The following is a 17,217-nucleotide window of genomic DNA, read 5'->3' as shown; positions in this document are numbered from 1 at the left end:
GGATTCCTTATGACCGAGACTGCCAAAGCCCCTGTCCGCTGTGGACTCAGCGGCACAGCGCTCAAATACATCGCCTGCATCACCATGCTCATTGATCACATCGGCGCTTCCTGCATCGAAGCCGGTGTCCTGCTGCCGGCCCTCGCCGCCGGTGCTGCCAGCTGCGGTGGCATCCCGGTCAGCACCCTGCTGGCGGCAGACCGTGTGCTGCGGTATATCGGGCGGCTGGCCTTTCCCATCTTCTGCTTTCTGGCCGTGGAGGGCTTTCTGCACACCCACGATGTAAAAAAATACGTCCGGCGGCTTCTGCTGTTCGGCCTTCTGAGCGAGGTGCCTTTTGACCTTGCCTTTTTCCGCACACCGTTCGCCCCGCAGCACCAGAACGTTTACTGGACGCTGGCGCTGGGCGTGCTGGCTATGGCAGGGCTCAAGCGCTTTGAAAAGGAAAACGGCCTGCCCGGCTGGCAGGGGCTTATGTGGGCGGGCGGCTGCGCCGCGCTGGCGCTGGCTGTCAACACCGACTACCACGCCATCGGCGTGCTCATCATCTGCACCCTGTACCTGACCCGCGCAGACCGCAAGCGGCAGTGCCTTGCAGGTGCGCTGCTGTTTTTGTTCGAGCTGACCGCGCCGCTGGCCTTTGTGCTGGTCTGGTTCTACAACGGGCAGCGCGGCGCGTGCAGTCTGCTGCAAAAAAAGGCCTTTTACTGGTTCTACCCGGTGCACCTGCTGGTGCTGGCAGGTATCACGAACCTTATGCTATAACAGCAGAAAGCCCGCCGTCCAAAGACAGCGGGCTTTTTTACAGCTTCTCACATCGGGAACATCGCACCGGTCAGCAGCAGCATGGCAGGCACTGTGACCAGCATACACACGGTGGAGTGGGCCACCGCCTGACTGGCAAGGGTCGCTTCGGTGCCGGTCTGCTTGGCCAGCACAGCGGCAAGGCTGCCGGCCGGGCAGCATGCAATGATGGACAGGCCGGTGCGCAGCACATTGTCCAGCGGCAGCAGCCACAGCAGCAGCATGAACAGCAGCGGGAACAGGATGCCGCGCAGCAGGGTGACCCGGTACAGGAAACCGGTGTGCAGCAGCGCACGGATGTCGCTGTCTGCCAGCAGCACACCTACGATCATGAGCGCCAGCGGGGTGGTGCAGCCGCCCACCGCACTGCAGAACTGCTGCACCGGTGCGGGCAGCCGCCAGCCGGTGGCCAGCAGCACCAGCATAGCCACTGTGGCAATGTTGGTGGGGGTGATGAAGGTCTTGAGCCGGATCTTCTCGCCGGGGCGGAACAGGCACACCACATAGGTAAAAAACCATACATTATAAGAGGCCATGGCCATGCCTGCAAACACAGTGCCGCGCGCGGTGCCCAGCAGGGCGCTGCACAGCGGCAGGCCGATGAAGCCGCAGTTGGGCATAGCCGCCGTGCCCACCAGCACCGCATACTTGCCCGGCGTGTCGTGGTGCAGCCAGCTGCTCAACCGGCACAGGCCGGTGGTCACCACAAACAGTGCCAGCAGCAGCACGAACAGTACCCCTGCCTGAGTGAGCAGCTCCGGCTCACCGTCCACGGCTGCACCAGCCAGCATGGTACAGGGCAGCAGAAGCTTCATGATAAAATCCGACAAAAACTTGCTGTCACGATCCTTGATGATGCCGCTGCGTGCACCTACATAGCCCAGCAGCACCTCCAGAAAGATCACCGTGATCTGACCCGCCAAAACGCCAAACGCCATTGGTTCCTCCTTTTTGTTCCACAAGCCGCATTTTTCCTTTACAAAGGAAAAAGCCCATTGATTTCAACGAATCAACGAGCTTTTTCTTGGCGGAGTAGGAGGGATTTGAACCCTCGCGCCGTTGTTTAGACGACCTACGCCCTTAGCAGGGGCGCCTCTTCGACCTCTTGAGTACTACTCCAGAGCAAAGTGTGTTACACTTATTCAATAAAAAATGGCGGAGAGAGTGGGATTCGAACCCACGGTACGTTGCCGTACGGCAGTTTTCAAGACTGCTTCCTTAAACCACTCGGACATCTCTCCTTGTGGACATCCGCCTTACGCCGTGTCGAATGCCTATTTAATTTACCAGATTTGCACGCCGGTGTCAAGCCTTTGGGGCAATTTTTTTCTTTCAGCCCTTAAAAACAAAATTTACCACAACCTTTTTGGGTCTTGGCCTGTTTCAGGTCTTTACAAGTACACCTTTTTGTTGTATAATAAACACAAGAAAATTTCCTCGCGGTGTAAAGGAGAAATATACCATGTCGTTTTCAGAACTTTTGAAGCAGTGCCGCAAAAAGCAGGGCATCAGCCAGGCTGAGCTGGCTTCCAAACTGGGCGTGACACAGCAGGCTGTCGGCAAATGGGAAAGCGGCAAGTCCTCTCCCGATCCGTCTACCGTGGCCCGCATTGCCGAGCTTTTGAACACCACAGCAGATTATCTGCTGGGCCTGTACCGCCCGGTAAGCAATGTTTCCGCCCCGGAAGAGCGGTTCTTTGGCAGCTATTCTGAAAGCCTGATCCCGGTGATCGGCACGGTAAAGGCCGGTTACGGTGCCCTCGCCTTTGAGGAGGACTACGGTCAGGAGTATGCCCGTGTGAAGGACCCCTCCAACTATTTTTATCTGGTGGTGCGCGGCGACAGCATGGAGCCCCGCATTCAGGACGGCGACCTTGCCCTTGTGCACAAGCAGGACACACTGGAAAACGGCGACCTTGGCGTGCTGATCTACGGCGATGAGGGCGAGGGCACCCTGAAGCGCTATATCCAGCGCGGCAACTGCGTGGTGCTGCAGCCCTTCAACCCGGCCTACAGCGAAATGGTCATCAAGGGCGAGGACCTGAACCATCTGCACATCGCCGGCCGCGTGGTGGAGACCAAGGCGAAGTGGTAATAACCCCTTCCGTCTGCTCACGCTGTTCGCAGCCACCTCCCTCATGGAGGGAGGCCTTGGCAAAACCGGAAACTTTCCCGTACTGCCAAAGGCTCCTCCTCCGGGGGAGCTGGCACGGCGGCAGCTGTGACTGAAGGAGTTCGGCACAAATTGATGTAAAGCCATCTGCATTTTGCGCATGGCTTTATTTTTTGACCCTTTTTCCCACTTTGGAGGTGTATTCTGCATGGAACAGACCCTGATGGACAAGCTTACCATTCTGGCCGACAGCGCCAAATATGATGTTGCCTGCACCTCCAGCGGCGCATCCCGCACCGCGCGGGCAGGCATTCTTGGCAGCTGCTATGCACCGGGCTGCTGCCACGCCTTTACCGCTGATGGCCGCTGTGTAAGCCTTTTAAAGGTGCTCATGACCAACTGCTGTGCCTTCGACTGCAGCTATTGTGTCAACCGCAAGTCCAACGATATCCCCCGTGCCACCTTCACGCCCCGGGAATTGGCTGAGCTGACTGTGGAGTTTTACCGCCGCAACTACATTGAAGGGTTGTTCCTTTCCAGCGCGGTGCTGGGCACGCCGGACTACACCACCGAACGGATGCTGGCCGCCCTGCGGCTGCTGCGGGGCGAATACCGCTTTGGGGGCTACATCCACGCCAAGGCCATCCCCGGCACCAGCCCGGAACTGCTGCAGCAGCTGGGATATCTGGCCGACCGCCTGAGCGTGAATGTGGAGCTGCCCAGTGAGCAGAGCCTGAACCTGCTGGCCCCGGACAAAGGGCGGCACTCCATTTTCCGGCCCATGAAGCAGATCGCAGTTTCCGGCGCGCAGAGCAAACAGGAGCTGACCGTCTACCGCCATGCGCCAAAGTTTGCACCCGCCGGGCAGAGCACCCAGATGATCGTAGGTGCTTCGCCGGAGACAGACTACCACATTTTAAAGCTCACTGAGGGCATGTACCAAAAGTACAGTCTGAAACGGGTGTTCTACTCCGCCTACATCCCGGTAGCCGAGGACACCCGCCTGCCTGCGCTGGACACCAAACCCCCGCTTTTGCGGGAGCACCGGCTGTATCAGGCTGACTGGCTGCTGCGGTTTTACCAGTTCAAGGCAGACGAAATTCTGGATGAAGCCAACCAGAGCTTCAATCCCTACCTCGACCCAAAATGCAACTGGGCCGTGCAGCACTACGGGCTTTTTCCGGTAGATGTGAACCGCGCGCCCTTTGAAATGTTGCTGCGTGTGCCGGGCATCGGCCCCAAAAGCGCCCGGCGCATCTGGCACGCGCGCAAGCTTTCCAGCCTTGGGTTGGACGAGCTGAAGCGCATGGGCGTGGTGCTCAAGCGGGCACAGTATTTCATCACCTGCAAGGGTTTTGCGGGTGCGCACCCGGGCCGCGGCACCGCCGGGCGGGAGCGCATCACGCAGGCGCTCATCGACCCCAACGTGTTCGGCGGCAGCTGCGAACAGCTCAGTCTGTTCACGCCGCCTGCGGTGGACGATTTGATCACGCAGGGCGTGGCACCGCGCGCAGCCATGCGCATGGTGCGGGAGGAGGCAGTGCAATGTCTGGCGAAGGCACTGTAAATGTTCAAGTTCAAAAAGCCCGCAGGCTCCACGATGCGGATGTGGTGTACCTCTACGACAGCAGCTTTGAAGGCTTTCTGTGCTGCGTGTTCGAGAGCTTTGCCCAGCACGAGATCCCCTTTGCGGTGTGGACACCCCAGCGGGAAACTTCCACCCTGTACCCGGTCAAGGACATCCCCACCGACCATGCCAAGGCTCAGCGGGTGTTTGCCAGCTTTGGCAGAAAGCTTGGTCCCGAGACAGAGTACCTCGTCAGCCGGGATTTCCTCTCCGGGCGGGAGAACAAAGAGCTGCTGCTCATCCGCTTTCTGCATCTGGCCTTCGCCCTCGGCCCCGGCACCGTGAAGCGCACCGGCCACCCGGACGTGGCCCCGCTGTATGAGATGAAGAAAAGCCTTGACTGGGAAGTGGACAAGTTTCAGGGCTTTGTGCGGTTTGAGGAGCACGACGGGATGCTGGGCACCGTCATCCACCCCAAAAACTACATCCTGCCGCTGCTGCGGCCCCACTTTTGCGGACGGTTCCCGGAAGAAAACTTTATGATCTACGATGCGGTGCATCAGGCTGTGCTGCTGCAGGAGGACCACAAGGCCCGGCTGCTGGAGCTGGCTGCACCGCTGGAGCTGCCGCCGCCCAGCGAGCGGGAGCAGCAGTTTCAGGCATTGTGGAAGCAGTTCTACCAGACGCTGGAGATCAAGGCCCGCCACAACGAAAAATGCCGCATGACCCACTGCCCCAAGCGCTTTTGGGCCGATATGGTGGAGATGAAAGATGAATTTTAACAAAAACGTTGCATCTGCGGCGTTGCAACCCCCAAAACCTATGGTATACTATAAGAGATATCCGGCAGGCCTTCTGCCGAACACTCCCGCACTGCTGCGGGGCAACACAAAAGGAGTATTGTAGCGTTATGGTTCGCATTACTATGGAAGACGGCGGCATCATCGATATCGAGCTGAACGAAGAAGCCGCTCCTATCACCTGTGAGAATTTTAAGAAGCTGGTCAGCGAGGGCTTTTACAACGGCCTGACCTTCCACCGCGTGATTCCCGGCTTTATGATCCAGGGCGGCTGCCCGCTGGGCAACGGCACCGGCGGCCCCGGCTGGAACATCAAGGGCGAGTTTGCTGCAAACGGCGTGAACAATCCGCTCAAGCACACCCGCGGCGTGATCAGCATGGCACGCGCCATGAACCCCAACAGCGCCGGCAGCCAGTTCTTCATCATGCATCAGGATGCACCTCATCTGGACGGCCAGTACGCTGCCTTTGGCAAGGTGGTTGCAGGCATGGATGTTGTGGATAAGATCGCAGCTGTCCGCACCGACTGGAACGATAAGCCCACCACCCCGGTCAAGATGAAGACCGTGGAGCTCATTGAGGGCTGAATTTCAAACCTAACAAAAAATCCCGACACCTTGCGGTGCCGGGATTTTTTGTTTTTGTTGATGCTTGTTTTTAGCAGCCTTCCTTTTCGGCCAGCTTGCGGCCCATGAGCACGCCCATGACCGAAGCCATCATCAGGCCGCGGGTCCAGCCGGAGGAGTCGCCCAGACAGTGCAGGCCCTTGATGTTGGTGTCAAGGTTCTCATCCATCTTCACCTTGTTGGAGTAGAACTTCAGCTCCGGGCTGTACAGCAGGGTCTCGTTGGCGGCAAAGCCGGGCACCACCATATCCAGCATCTTGATGAACTCAATGATGTTGGTCATGGCGCGGTAGGGCATGGCGGCGGTAATGTCGCCTGCCACGGCATCCTTCAGGGTGGGCTTCACGTTGGACTGGGCCAGTTCCTTCTGCCAGGTGCGCTTGCCGTCCAGAATGTCGCCGTAGCGCTGCACCATGATGTGGCCTGCGCCCAGCATGTTGGTCAGCTCGCCCACCTTCTGTGCGTAGGCAATGGGCTGGTTGAACGGCTCGGTAAAGTTGTGGGAGACCAGAATCGCAAGGTTGGTGTTCTCGCTCTTTTTCTCCTTGAAGCTGTGGCCGTTGACCACGGCAAGGTCGTTGTCGTAGTTTTCCTGCGCCACAAAGCCGCCGGGGTTCTGGCAGAAGGTGCGCACCTTGTTCTTCCAGGGCTTAGGGTAGCCAATGAGCTTGGACTCATACAGCACCTTGTTCACCTTTTCCATGACCTCGTTGCGGCACTCCACGCGCACACCGATGTCCACGGTGCCGGGCTTATGGGCAATGTGGTGCTCGGCGCAGATCTTTTCCAGCCAGTCCGCACCGCGGCGGCCGGTGCCAATGACCACGGTATCCGCATACACAGGCCGGACCTGATCGCCGTCCTTCAGCAGTACGCCCTTGCACTCCTCATTCTCAAGGATGATGTTCTCGCACTCAGTATTGAACAGCATCTCCACGCCATTGTCGGCCAGATAGTTCTGGATGGCCAGATACAGCTGCTGCGCCTTCTCTGTGCCCAGATGGCGGATCGGGCAGTCCACCAGCTTCAGGCCGGCATGGATGGCGTTCTTGCGGATCTCCTTGATCTCCTCGCCGGTGTAGATGCCCTCCACATGGGGATCTGCGCCGAACTCAAGATAGATCTTGTCGGTGTAGTCGATAAGCTTCTGTGCAAACTCCTCTCCGATCAGGGTGGGCAGGTCGCCGCCCACCTCATAGGAGAGGCTCAGCTTGCCATCCGAGAAGGCACCTGCACCGGAAAAGCCGGTGGTGATGGCGCAGGTGGGGCGGCAGTTGACGCAGTGGCCCACTTCGGCTTTGGGGCAGTGGCGCTTTTCCACGGGCTTGCCCTTTTCCACCAGCAGCATCTTCTTTTTGCTGCCGTGGCGCAGCAGCTCCACAGCGGTAAAAATGCCAGCCGGGCCGGCACCGACAATGATCAGATCATACTTTTCCATTTCTCTTTTTCCTTTATATGATTTTTATTTGCTCAAGCTTGGCTCAAGCTTGCATGATAAGACTGACGGCCTCGCCCTCTCCGTCACGGCTTACGCCGTTCCACCTCTCCCAAAGGGAGAGGCCTTGGCAAAGAGATGAACCTTGCGTGGACTGCCAAGGGCTCCCACTTTGGGGGAGCTGGCGAGCAGAGCGAGACTGAGAGGGCAAGCCCGTTAATCTTTCTCGTTCTCCTGTTCCACAGTGGCGCTCTCGTCCACCTCATCCAGCTCCACAGCGCTGGCCTCGGCATCGGTGCGGGTCACATCCGGGGCGACCACGCCGTCGCCGTTCAGATCTTCACCGGTCAGGGACTCCAGCATGGACTGAGTCTCCGGGTGCAGCTTGGCAAAACGGCGCACGGCCAACACCGTGTACAGGGCGCTGAGCAGGTTGATGGAGCCCTCCACGATCAGGATGATGCCAATGGCCATGACCAGCGTTTCCATGGTGCCGAAGGGGTTCAGGATCATGATAACGCCCAGCACCACGCTGAGCACCGGCAGCAGCAGAAAGCTCTTCCAGCTGGAATAGCCGCAGCGGCGCAGGTCCAGTGCGTTCTGCACACGACTGATGCTGTCAAAGATCACGAACAGGCCGAACACGATGGGCAGGATACTCACCACGATGTCGCTGCGCAGGATCAGGAACGCACCCAATGCCAGACAGATGATGCCGGAGATCAGGGTGAGCTGGCTTTGGAACACACCGCGTTCCACCACAAAATAGCGGATGAGCTGCACCGCCGCGCAGGCCAGCACCACAGCGCCCAGCGCATAGCACACGATGTTCAGGGCCGTGGTGGGCTTCATGAGCAGAAAAACGCCCAGACCCAGATACAGCGCACTCATGAGCACCAGATTCCATTTGAGCTTTTTTACCATAGAGATCACGTTCCTTTCCTTTGCAGGGACAGTTTTTCACGCCCCTCATTCGGCAGGGGAATACATGGGGGCAATGATGTTTTTGTTGATGCGGGCGTAGAAGCCAAGGCTCAGCAGGACACTGACGATCTCAGCGATGAGGAAGGCCCACCAGACATTGTTGACATTGCCGGTCTGTGCCAGCAGCCATGCGGCCGGCAGCAGCACGAACAGCTGCCGGCAGACCGAAACGATCAGGCTGAACACACCGTTGCCCAGTGCCTGAAACACCGAGCTGAGCACGATGCTGGCACCCGCCAGCAGGAAATGCAGGCAGATGATGCGCATGGCTGGGATGCCAATGGCCAGCATGGCATCACTGGCCGCAAAGATGCCAAGCACCTTATCCGGTGCGAACTGGAAGATGCAGAAACCAATGAGCATGATGCACTCGGCATAGCAGACTGCCAGCTTGATGGTTTTTTTCACGCGGTCCGGTCTGCGGGCACCGTAGTTGTAGCTGATGATGGGCACCATGCCGTTGTTCAAGCCAAAGATGGGCATGAACACGAAGCTCTGCAGCTTGAAGTACACACCGAACACCGCCACCGCTGTGGCCGAGAAGCTCATGAGGATCAGGTTCATGCCAAAGGTCATCAGGCTGCCCACGCACTGCATGGCAATGCTGGGCAGGCCCACCGTGTAGATGCGGCCAATGGCCTTGGCACTGGGGCGGAAGCCCTTGAAGCTGATCTGGATATCTGGGTTCCTGTTCAGGTTGAAGAACAGGGTCATGCCTGCGCCGCAGAACTGGCCGATGACCGTTGCCACAGCTGCGCCGGTGGTACCACTGAGGGCCTCACCGCAGTAGCCAAAGATGAAGATAGGGTCCAGAATGATGTTCACCACGGCACCCACCAGCTGGCTGATCATGCTCAGGTGGGTGCGGCCGGTAGCGGCCAGCAGCTTTTCGCCCATGGTCTGGGTGAAAAGGCCCAGACTGAAGATGCAGCACACCGAAAGATACTGGATGCCCTGCTGCGCAATAGCCGCATCACTGGTCTGTGCATAGAAATAGGGCTTCATGCAGGTAAGGCCAATGACGAGGAACACCACGAAGCTGCACAGCGAAAGAAAGATGCCGTTTTTCGCCGTGGCATTGGCGCGGCTCTGGTTCTTTTCGCCCAGACTTTTGGACAGCATGGCGTTCACGCCTACGCCGGTGCCCACGCCCACAGCGATCATCACATTCTGCAGCGAGAAGGCGAGGGACACAGCGGTGAGGGCGCTTTCACTCACATGGGACACGAACACCGAGTCCACCACGTTGTAAAGCGCCTGCACCAGCATGGAGATCATCATGGGCACGCTCAGCTTGACCAGCAGAGGGTTGATCTCCATGGTGCCCATAATGTTTTCCCGCGTTTGGGCGGGAGAGGTTTGGGGTTGCTTTGTTTCCACGTTTGCTCCTTTTTTACATTGGGATGGGTTTGCTAGAGACAGATTGCCGCACTTGTGCAGCTGGCAGGGCTTCTGAAAACCGGAAACGGCATCAGCGCCCGGGTTGCGGCTCCCAGCGTCCACTTCGTGACCGCCCATGCGGCACTCGTGTCCTGCTGGCCGCTGCCCCAACGGCTCCTCCCTGTTTCGGCCGCAGGCCGCGGTCGTCGCCGTTGCCCGAAACGTGGGCAGGGTGCAAAAGCACCCTACCCACGAATCATCGTTGTTTTATTTTGAAGCGCCCGGGCGGTCAGCCAAGGTTCTTCTCCTTGGCGGCGGCTGCGTCCAGGATCATCTTCACGCAGGTCTCGCGGCCCAGAGCAGCGTTGATGGCCAGATCATAGTTGTGGGCATCACCCCAGCGGTTCTGGGTGTAGTAGTTGTAGTAGGCAGAACGGTTGCGGTCGGTTTTTTCCACCTCGTCCTTGATGCCCTTTTCGTCCTTGGCCTTGACCAGAGGATTGGTCTTTGCGTATTCCAGCCGCCACTCCTTGGGGGCGTACACGAACACGCGCAGCACATCCTTGCGCTCACGCAGCACATAGTCGCCGCAGCGGCCCAGGATCACGCAGGGGCCTTCCTCGGCCAGCTGCTTGATGATGCGGCTCTGAAGAATGAACACCTGATCGCCCAGCGGCAGCTCATTGCCCATGGTGTACAGACTGTACAGCAGGCTGTGAGTATGCCGTTTTTCACTGGCGGCAACAGCTTCTTCCGAAAGACCGGAGTGCTTTGCTGCCATGGTGATCAGCTCTTTGTCGTAAAGCTTGATGCCCAGCGCATTTGCCACATCTTCAGCGATGTAGCGGCCGCCCGTGCAGTATTCACGTCCCAAAGTGATGATCGTCTTTGCCATAATGTGTTCCTCCTATGTCTTGATCTATAGCCCAAAGGCTTTGGGTCGGGCCGGTCATTCCGCCGGCTTTTCCTGTGCCTGGGAAACAGGTTGCTCCGGCGTGGGGCGCGGCTTTGGCAGCCGCACCTCCGCCACGCGCATGGCACCGGTCTGGTCCACTGCATACACGCTGCAGCGGCAGCCTGCGGCCATGATCTTTTCCGGGAAGCGGATGCCGCCCTCCGGCGTGCGCTCCATCCGGCAGAAGCTGCGGTGGGCGGTGGTGGCGTGGGCCACACCGTCGTGGCACGCACAGGCCACCCAGCCGGAAAAGCCTTCCGGCAGCGGGTCCTTCACGCCGCGCTGCTCAAAATAGTAAACGTCTGCCGTCTCGCCGGGCACCAGCTCGCAGCGCATCCGCAGCGGACGGTTGGCGGCAACATCGCGGGGTTTTGCCCGCAGGGCGATGGCGCGCCCGGTAAAGTAACGCATAAAGTCCACCAGTGCCATGGTGCAGTTCACTGCGCCGTTGGAATCTGCGGTGGGGTCGTTCAGCAGCACATAATCTGCCATTACGGCATCGTCGTGGCCAAAGCCGCGCAGGCCCATCCAGACCCGCACCGGGTCCCGCTGGCCGCGGATGCGCCGCTCCACCTGCACTGCCACACAGCAGTCATCGTGGATCTGGGCACGCAGGTCGGCAAGGTCCATCCATGCCTGCCAGCAGGGGTAGCCGCAGCAGCCGGCGGCAGCAGCCGCAAAGGCCGCATTGGCGGTGGTGCTGTGGGCCATGTCCTCCATCACATAGGCCACTTCTTCGGGCAGGACATCCTCGCCCCAGCAGTTCATCAGTGCCGCCATGACCAGCGGCAGATCCATGGTGCGCCCAAAGCTGGGATCGTGGGCGGAAAGGCAGTATTCCGGCAGATAGAGCTGCCGGTTCAGCGGGTGGCCATTGTGCTTTTCCCACGCCAGCGGCCGCACTGCCGCGGCCAGCAGGCGCACTGCGGGCGAGACCTTGTCATCGTTGGTGGAAAGGTTTACCTGCAGCTGCACGCCGGTGCCGCCGCCGGGCGTTGCCACGGTCACGGTATCGCCCATGAGGAAGATCATGCCGTCGTCACTCTGGGAATTGCAGCTGCAGCGGGGGTAGCCCGGTGCCCACTTGCCAAAGCTCATCCAGCCGGTCCAGTTTCCTCCGGCATATACCCGGCAGCGCACCTCCACCATGGTGTTGTGGGGCGCAAAGGCGTTCCAGCTGACATTCAGGTTGCAGAAGGCCGGCATGGCAAATTCCGGCGTGGTGTAGCTGCCGTATTGCAGGCAGCGGCCCGCCACGCTGTCCAGCACCAGTGCACCGCCGTCCAGTGCCACATTGTCCAGCTGCCCGCGGGAGAAGGTCTCGGTGCCCTGCAAAACCAGATTATTCCGTTGTTCCATGGAGCACCTCTCCTTTGCGGAAGTTCAAATTTACTCTTCGGTGTCGTCGGTGCTTTCGCCGTAGTCCTCTTTGAGGGCGGCTTCCAGCTCGGCATCCTTCATTTTGCGGATGCTCTCCTCAATGTGGAACACCTTTTCAATATCGCCGTAGATGATCTGGCAGGATACTTCGGTCACGAACCAGAAACCGAAGATCAGCATGAGCAGCAGGCCCAGCGGCATGCACAGGATCACCACGCCCCAGAACAGGATCTGCACGATGGCCGCCGCCAGTGCGTGGGGCAGGAACGCGATCATGCAGTTGATGCTGTTTTTCACGGTCAGGCTGAAGGGCTGATCCAGCAGCACCACCTGCGGCCACATGTAGGCGAACAGCATCTGGAAGATGAGCAGGTTCAGCACCGTGGCCACCCACAGCGGCACGCCCACATTGGTGCCCTTGCTCAGCATATTGAAGCAGAAATACACAAGGAAGATCTGCGCCGTGACCACCACACAGTAGAAGATGCCCGGCGCAATGCTGGCCTTGAAGTTGCGCTTGAAGGCACGGCGATAGGTCACCCACCAGTAACCGGCTTCGTCACGCAGGGCACGCAGCACGGTATCGTACATGCCGGCCAGCGCAGGCCCGGCCAGAATGCCGCCTACCACCGCGCTTGCCAGCATGACAGGCAGGCTGTTTGCCAGAAAGCCGATGTACACCAGACAGATCACCGGCAGAAAGCCGATGCAGGCCAGCAGGTTTGCAAGGAACATGCCGTTCATATCACGGCCCACAAGCTCAAAAAAACGGCCCACGCCGGTCTTGCGGGGAGCATCCTTTTCAACGCCCTTACCGGCCTTGAAGTCATTTGCGGAAGGAAATAAACCCATGTTCGTATGGTACCTCTCTCTTCATCCATTGGGCCGGCAGAAAGCATTTCGTGCAGAAAGTGCCATTGTGCTGGCTTTACAACTATAAATATACCCGCATTTTGTCAATTTTGCAAGACCGCAGATCCTCCGATTTGTAAAAAAAGTGTTATTTCTCCCCTTTTTACAAAAAGTGTGATACAATGACAATGGCATATTTTGCCGGAGGGAGGAAAACGCAATGAGCATTTTTCGCACGATTGCGATGTTTATTTACTTATTTGGTTATATGATCGTCCATTATGGCGTGCTGCGCCGGGCGGAACGCGCTCTGGCTGCAGGCGACATGCAGCTGGTGGAAGAGCTTGTCAACAAGCATATCCCGCACTGGAGCCGGGGCATTTTAAAGGTGACCGGCGTTTTCCTGAGCGTGGAGGGCCTTGAGAATATCCCTAAAGATACGGCCTGCGTGTTCGTGGGCAACCACCGCAGCTACTACGACATCCCGCTTTTGCTGGCCAGTCTGGATAAGCCCCACGGCATCCTTGCCAAGGAAGAGCTGGAAAAGATCCCGCTGCTGAACCGCTGGATGAAGCTGCTGGGCTGCGTGTTCGTGCAGCGCGACGACCTGCGGGCATCCGTGCGCGCCCTGAACGACGCCACTGCCATTGTGGAGAGCGGCAAGAGCTTCGTCATTTTCCCGGAGGGCACCCGCTACAAAGGGGAAGAGGGCGGTGCCGGTGAGTTCAAGGCCGGTGCATTCCGCATTGCCGTCAAGACCGGCGCACCGGTGGTTCCGGTGGCCATTACCGGTGCACGTGCCCTGTTCGAGAACAATGGCAACCTGTGCCATCCGGGCAGCGTGCATATCAAGGTGCTGCCGCCCATCCGGACTGCAGGCATGAGCAAGGCCGAGCAGAAGCAGCTGCCGGATGCTGTGCGTCAGGCCATTCTGGCACAGCTGTAAATCAGAACTTGGAGGGAACTGCCCCATGGCAAGCTACCGTTACGAACGCGATATCGACCCCAAAGACCTCCAGCCCCGCAAACAGCGCCAGTACACCCGCAAGGAACGCTGGGCCAACTGGTGGGATTATAACCTCAAGTGGGTCATCATCATCGGCATCATCGTGGTGTTCTTCGGCTACAACTTCATCGGGCAGTATTTCTTTACCGTCCATGCAGACTATAACGTAGCGGTAGTGGCCCCCCACTACCTACCGGAAGCCACCCAGACCGCCCTGCAGGATGCCCTTGCCGCCTACGGCGAAGACCGGAACGGCGACGGCAAGGTGGTGGTAAAGCTGAACCTCTACACCATGGACTTTGGCAACGAGGACTCGGACGTCTACCTTGACATGGCAGGCACCACCAAGCTTTCCACCGACATTCAGGGCGCGCTGAGCTCCATCTTCATCCTGTACGACCCAGCCGGGTTCCAGCAGACCACCGGCACCCTGCGCTACCTCGACGGCAGCCTGCCGCAGTCCGACGAAGACAGTGACTGGTGGAACATGGTCTACCGCTGGACCGACTGCCCGGTGCTGGCGGGCCTTGATCTGGGCGATTACGCTTCTGATGCTGTGCAGAGCGAAAGCGGCTCCAGTCAGGAGCTGATGAGCCGGTACTATATCGGCATCCGCGGCGCATGGAACAAGGACTCCGCCGGCCTGCTTGAGGGCGGCGAAGAACTGTGGAACAAGCTGACCGCCGGGGCTGTTTCTACCGCCAGTGCAGAGGGCTGAGCCATGCGGTTCCGGGTAAAGCGCGGCGGGCCTGCCGCCGGGTTCACATTTGACCGCACAGCAAAGCCGGTGCAAAGGCCAGAGCCGGAAAAGCCGGTCTCTCTTGCACAGGCGCTGGATAATCCCTATGGGAGATATTACAGCAAAGCAAGGAGCCGGGAAGAACTGCTGAAGAACAGATAATATGCAAATAGAACTCCCCCAGTCGCCTTCGGCGACAGCCCCCTCGGGGATGGGGCCCTTGGCAGAGCCGGAAACTTTTCCGCTTTGTCAGCGGCTTCCTCTTTGAGGGAGCTGGCAAACCCGCAAGGGTTTGACTGAGGGAGTTCGTTTTCTATTTTGTTCTTTTTACACATATCTGATTTGAAATATTCTCCCCTTTGAAACGCCGGAGGTTTTGTTGTTTCTCCGTCCCAGTTATGGTATACTTACTGGGTATCTATTATCTTGATGGTATTTATCATACATACAAAAGGATGTGAACCCATGGACGCACTGGAACAGGCACGCGCCGAGATCGATGCAGTGGATGCCCAGCTGGCTGCGCTGTTTGAACGGCGGATGGCCGCCGTGCTGCAGGTGGCCGAATACAAAAGAGCCCATGGCCTGCCCGTTTACGATGCCGCCCGCGAGACGGCAGTGCTGGAAAAGGCTGCGGCCCGCATTCAGGACCCGGCCCTGCGGCCCTACTATAAAGACCACGTGCAGAACCTGATGGACGTGGCAAAGCAGTACGAAGCCGTGGTGCTGGGCCAAAACCGCGCCGCCTATCAGGGCGTGGAGGGCGCTTTTGCCCACATTGCCCTCCGGGCGCTGTTCCCCCACGCCGAGGCTGTGAGCTACCCCACCTGGGACGAGGTGTTTGACGCGGTGGAACGCGGCGATGCTGCCCGGGGCGTCGTTCCCTTTGAGAACAGCCATGCGGGCGATGTTTCCGCCGTGCTGGATCTGTGCTATAACCATCCGGCGCTGTGGGTGGTGGATGTGTACGATCTGCCCATCTCCCAGAATCTTCTGGTGCTGCCGGGCACAAAACTCGACCAGATCAAAAGCGTCTACAGCCACCAGCAGGCCATCGCCCAGAGTGAGACCTTTTTAAGGCAGTTCGGCCTGCCCGCCACCGCCATGACCAACACCGCCATGGCCGCAAAGTTCGTGGCTGAAAGCGGCGACTCCTCTAAAGCGGCCATTGCAAGCGTGGAGACGGCGGCACTGTACGGGCTGGAGGTGCTGGTGCCCAGCATCAACACCGACGGCGACAACACCACCCGCTTTATCGTGCTCAGCCGCGAAAAGCCTACCGGCGGCAACCGGTTCTCGCTGCTGTTCACGGTGGACAACAAACCCGGCAAGCTGGGCGAGGTGATCCAGATCATCGGTGCCAGCGGCTTCAATATGGAGTCCATCAAGAGCCGGCCCATGCCTCATGTGCCGTTTGAATATTATTTTTACGTGGAGCTGGTGGGCGACCCCACCGCCGACGAGACCGCCGCGCTGCTGCGTGAGCTTGACCGCACCTGCCGTACCGTGCGGCTGTTAGGAGTGTATACCAAATGAGTGAATTTATCGGAACCAAGCTGACCATGAATCTGGGCGAGCGCAGCTATGACATCATCGTCAAGAGCGGCTCGCTGGAAAACCTGTACCAGTTCGCCCGGCTGGACCGCCGTGTGGCCGTTGTGACCGACAGCGGTGTGCCCGCACAGTACGCCCAGATGGTGGCCGACCAGTGCAAGGATGCCCACATCATCACGGTGCCGCAGGGCGAAGCCAGCAAGAGCTTTAAAATTCTGGAATCCGTCCTCAAGCAGATGCTGGAATTCGGCATGGGCCGCGGCGATCTGGTGATCGCCGTGGGCGGCGGCGTGGTGGGCGATCTGGCCGGTTTTGCCGCTTCCATCTACATGCGGGGCATCGACTTCATCAACTGCCCCACCACCACCCTTTCCATGATCGATTCCTCCATCGGCGGCAAGACCGCCGTGGATCTGGGCGATACCAAAAACATCGTGGGCGCTTTCTGGCAGCCCAAGCTCGTCATCGTGGACCCGGACACCCTTGCCACCCTGCCCCGCCGCCACTTCATCAACGGTCTGGCAGAAGCCGTCAAGGCAAGCCTGCTGGCAGACCCCGAGCTGTTCGCGATCTTTGAAAATGGCGACGTGGATGCCCAGATCGGCGAAATCATCTGCCGCAGCCTGCGGTTCAAGAAAAACATCGTGGAGCAGGACGAGACTGAGCAGGGCATGCGCAAGGCGCTCAACTTCGGCCACACCATCGGCCACGGCATCGAGGCCGTCAAGGGCATCAAGGGCCGCCGCACCGTGGGCCTTTACCACGGCGAGTGCGTGGCGCTGGGCATGCTGCCCATGATCGAATCCAAGGCATTGCAGAAGCGGGTGCGCGCGGTATACCGCCGCCTCGGCCTGCCCACCCGCACTACTTACGATAAGGAAAAGGTGCTGGCAGAGATGCTGCACGACAAAAAGGCACAGAGCGGCCAGATCACCATTATCAAGGTGCCGGGTCTGGGCTGCTGGCGCGCCGAGACCATCCCGGTGGAGGGTCTGCGTCCCCTGCTGGGCATTGAGGAGTAA

The 17,217-nt window shown here is 59.1% G+C and carries 17 protein-coding genes and 2 tRNA genes; 10 read left to right on the top strand and 9 right to left on the bottom strand.

Translation table 11 applies throughout. The annotated features are described in order from the left end of the window. The first annotated feature begins 9 nt into the window (after window positions 1-9). The gene (locus tag J3348_RS09135) at window positions 10-765 is read left to right on the top strand and encodes a TraX family protein (RefSeq protein ID WP_207698814.1); all 756 of its coding nucleotides are present in this window, start codon (window positions 10-12) and stop codon (window positions 763-765) included. 47 nt (window positions 766-812) lie between these two features. Here J3348_RS09135 and J3348_RS09130 read toward each other — a convergent pair whose 3' ends face one another. The 3 genes from J3348_RS09130 to J3348_RS09120 form a co-directional block, all read right to left on the bottom strand. Next, window positions 813-1,742, bottom strand: coding sequence for an AEC family transporter (locus J3348_RS09130; protein ID WP_207698813.1), 930 nt, complete (start codon window positions 1,740-1,742; stop codon window positions 813-815). A gap of 87 nt (window positions 1,743-1,829) precedes the next feature. Continuing rightward, window positions 1,830-1,923: transfer RNA gene (locus J3348_RS09125), tRNA-Ser, on the bottom strand. Window positions 1,924-1,957: 34 nt separating this feature from the next. Beyond that, window positions 1,958-2,045, bottom strand: a tRNA-Ser gene (locus J3348_RS09120). 221 nt (window positions 2,046-2,266) lie between these two features. On the opposite strand from J3348_RS09120, the gene J3348_RS09115 reads away from it, so the two are divergent. The 4 genes from J3348_RS09115 to J3348_RS09100 all read left to right on the top strand — a co-directional run bounded on the left by J3348_RS09115 (window position 2,267) and on the right by J3348_RS09100 (window position 5,871). Continuing rightward, the gene (locus J3348_RS09115; protein ID WP_005943491.1) at window positions 2,267-2,899 is read left to right on the top strand and encodes an XRE family transcriptional regulator; all 633 of its coding nucleotides are present in this window, start codon (window positions 2,267-2,269) and stop codon (window positions 2,897-2,899) included. A gap of 226 nt (window positions 2,900-3,125) precedes the next feature. Beyond that, window positions 3,126-4,484 carry a putative DNA modification/repair radical SAM protein gene (locus J3348_RS09110; protein ID WP_044953876.1) on the top strand — a complete coding sequence of 453 codons (1,359 nt, stop codon included), beginning with the start codon at window positions 3,126-3,128 and terminating at the stop codon, window positions 4,482-4,484. Then, complete coding sequence (locus J3348_RS09105; protein WP_207698812.1) at window positions 4,463-5,266, top strand: TIGR03915 family putative DNA repair protein; 804 nt, start codon at window positions 4,463-4,465, stop codon at window positions 5,264-5,266. Before J3348_RS09110 ends, J3348_RS09105 begins: the two co-directional genes overlap by 22 nt. Before the next feature lie 128 nt (window positions 5,267-5,394). Continuing rightward, the gene (locus J3348_RS09100; protein WP_005943496.1) at window positions 5,395-5,871 is read left to right on the top strand and encodes a peptidylprolyl isomerase; all 477 of its coding nucleotides are present in this window, start codon (window positions 5,395-5,397) and stop codon (window positions 5,869-5,871) included. A gap of 70 nt (window positions 5,872-5,941) precedes the next feature. Here the strand turns inward: J3348_RS09100 and J3348_RS09095 are convergent, their stop codons facing one another. The 6 genes from J3348_RS09095 to J3348_RS09070 form a co-directional block, all read right to left on the bottom strand. Next, complete coding sequence (locus tag J3348_RS09095) at window positions 5,942-7,348, bottom strand: FAD-dependent protein (RefSeq protein ID WP_207698811.1); 1,407 nt, start codon at window positions 7,346-7,348, stop codon at window positions 5,942-5,944. A gap of 213 nt (window positions 7,349-7,561) precedes the next feature. Then, a complete protein-coding gene (locus J3348_RS09090; RefSeq protein ID WP_005943498.1) occupies window positions 7,562-8,269 on the bottom strand; it encodes a DUF308 domain-containing protein in 708 nt (235 codons plus the stop codon). Window positions 8,270-8,314: 45 nt separating this feature from the next. Continuing rightward, window positions 8,315-9,709, bottom strand: a complete 1,395-nt coding sequence (locus tag J3348_RS09085; protein WP_347563450.1) for an MATE family efflux transporter — start codon at window positions 9,707-9,709, stop codon at window positions 8,315-8,317. 289 nt (window positions 9,710-9,998) lie between these two features. Next, window positions 9,999-10,604: a cytidylate kinase-like family protein gene (locus J3348_RS09080; protein WP_097774644.1), complete on the bottom strand. Its 606-nt coding sequence runs from the start codon at window positions 10,602-10,604 to the stop codon at window positions 9,999-10,001. Window positions 10,605-10,658: 54 nt separating this feature from the next. Beyond that, the gene (locus J3348_RS09075; RefSeq protein ID WP_005943502.1) at window positions 10,659-12,023 is read right to left on the bottom strand and encodes a hypothetical protein; all 1,365 of its coding nucleotides are present in this window, start codon (window positions 12,021-12,023) and stop codon (window positions 10,659-10,661) included. 30 nt (window positions 12,024-12,053) lie between these two features. Continuing rightward, a complete protein-coding gene (locus tag J3348_RS09070; RefSeq protein ID WP_097774642.1) occupies window positions 12,054-12,896 on the bottom strand; it encodes a DUF624 domain-containing protein in 843 nt (280 codons plus the stop codon). 220 nt (window positions 12,897-13,116) lie between these two features. On the opposite strand from J3348_RS09070, the gene J3348_RS09065 reads away from it, so the two are divergent. From J3348_RS09065 to aroB, 5 genes are all read left to right on the top strand, one after another. Beyond that, entirely contained in the window at window positions 13,117-13,842 is a 726-nt protein-coding gene (locus J3348_RS09065; RefSeq protein ID WP_154260572.1) for a lysophospholipid acyltransferase family protein, read from the top strand. Between the two features lie 25 nt (window positions 13,843-13,867). Further along, a complete protein-coding gene (locus J3348_RS09060) occupies window positions 13,868-14,620 on the top strand; it encodes a hypothetical protein (RefSeq protein ID WP_207698810.1) in 753 nt (250 codons plus the stop codon). Between the two features lie 3 nt (window positions 14,621-14,623). After that, entirely contained in the window at window positions 14,624-14,803 is a 180-nt protein-coding gene (locus J3348_RS09055) for a hypothetical protein (protein WP_207698809.1), read from the top strand. A gap of 303 nt (window positions 14,804-15,106) precedes the next feature. After that, window positions 15,107-16,177: a prephenate dehydratase domain-containing protein gene (locus J3348_RS09050; RefSeq protein ID WP_207698808.1), complete on the top strand. Its 1,071-nt coding sequence runs from the start codon at window positions 15,107-15,109 to the stop codon at window positions 16,175-16,177. After that, the gene (aroB, locus tag J3348_RS09045; protein ID WP_097774639.1) at window positions 16,174-17,217 is read left to right on the top strand and encodes a 3-dehydroquinate synthase; all 1,044 of its coding nucleotides are present in this window, start codon (window positions 16,174-16,176) and stop codon (window positions 17,215-17,217) included. Before J3348_RS09050 ends, aroB begins: the two co-directional genes overlap by 4 nt.

It is taken from the genome of Faecalibacterium sp. Marseille-Q4896, from assembly GCF_017377615.1.
Taxonomy (GTDB): domain Bacteria; phylum Bacillota; class Clostridia; order Oscillospirales; family Ruminococcaceae; genus Faecalibacterium; species Faecalibacterium taiwanense.
This window is presented reverse-complemented; position numbering and strand designations above follow the sequence as displayed.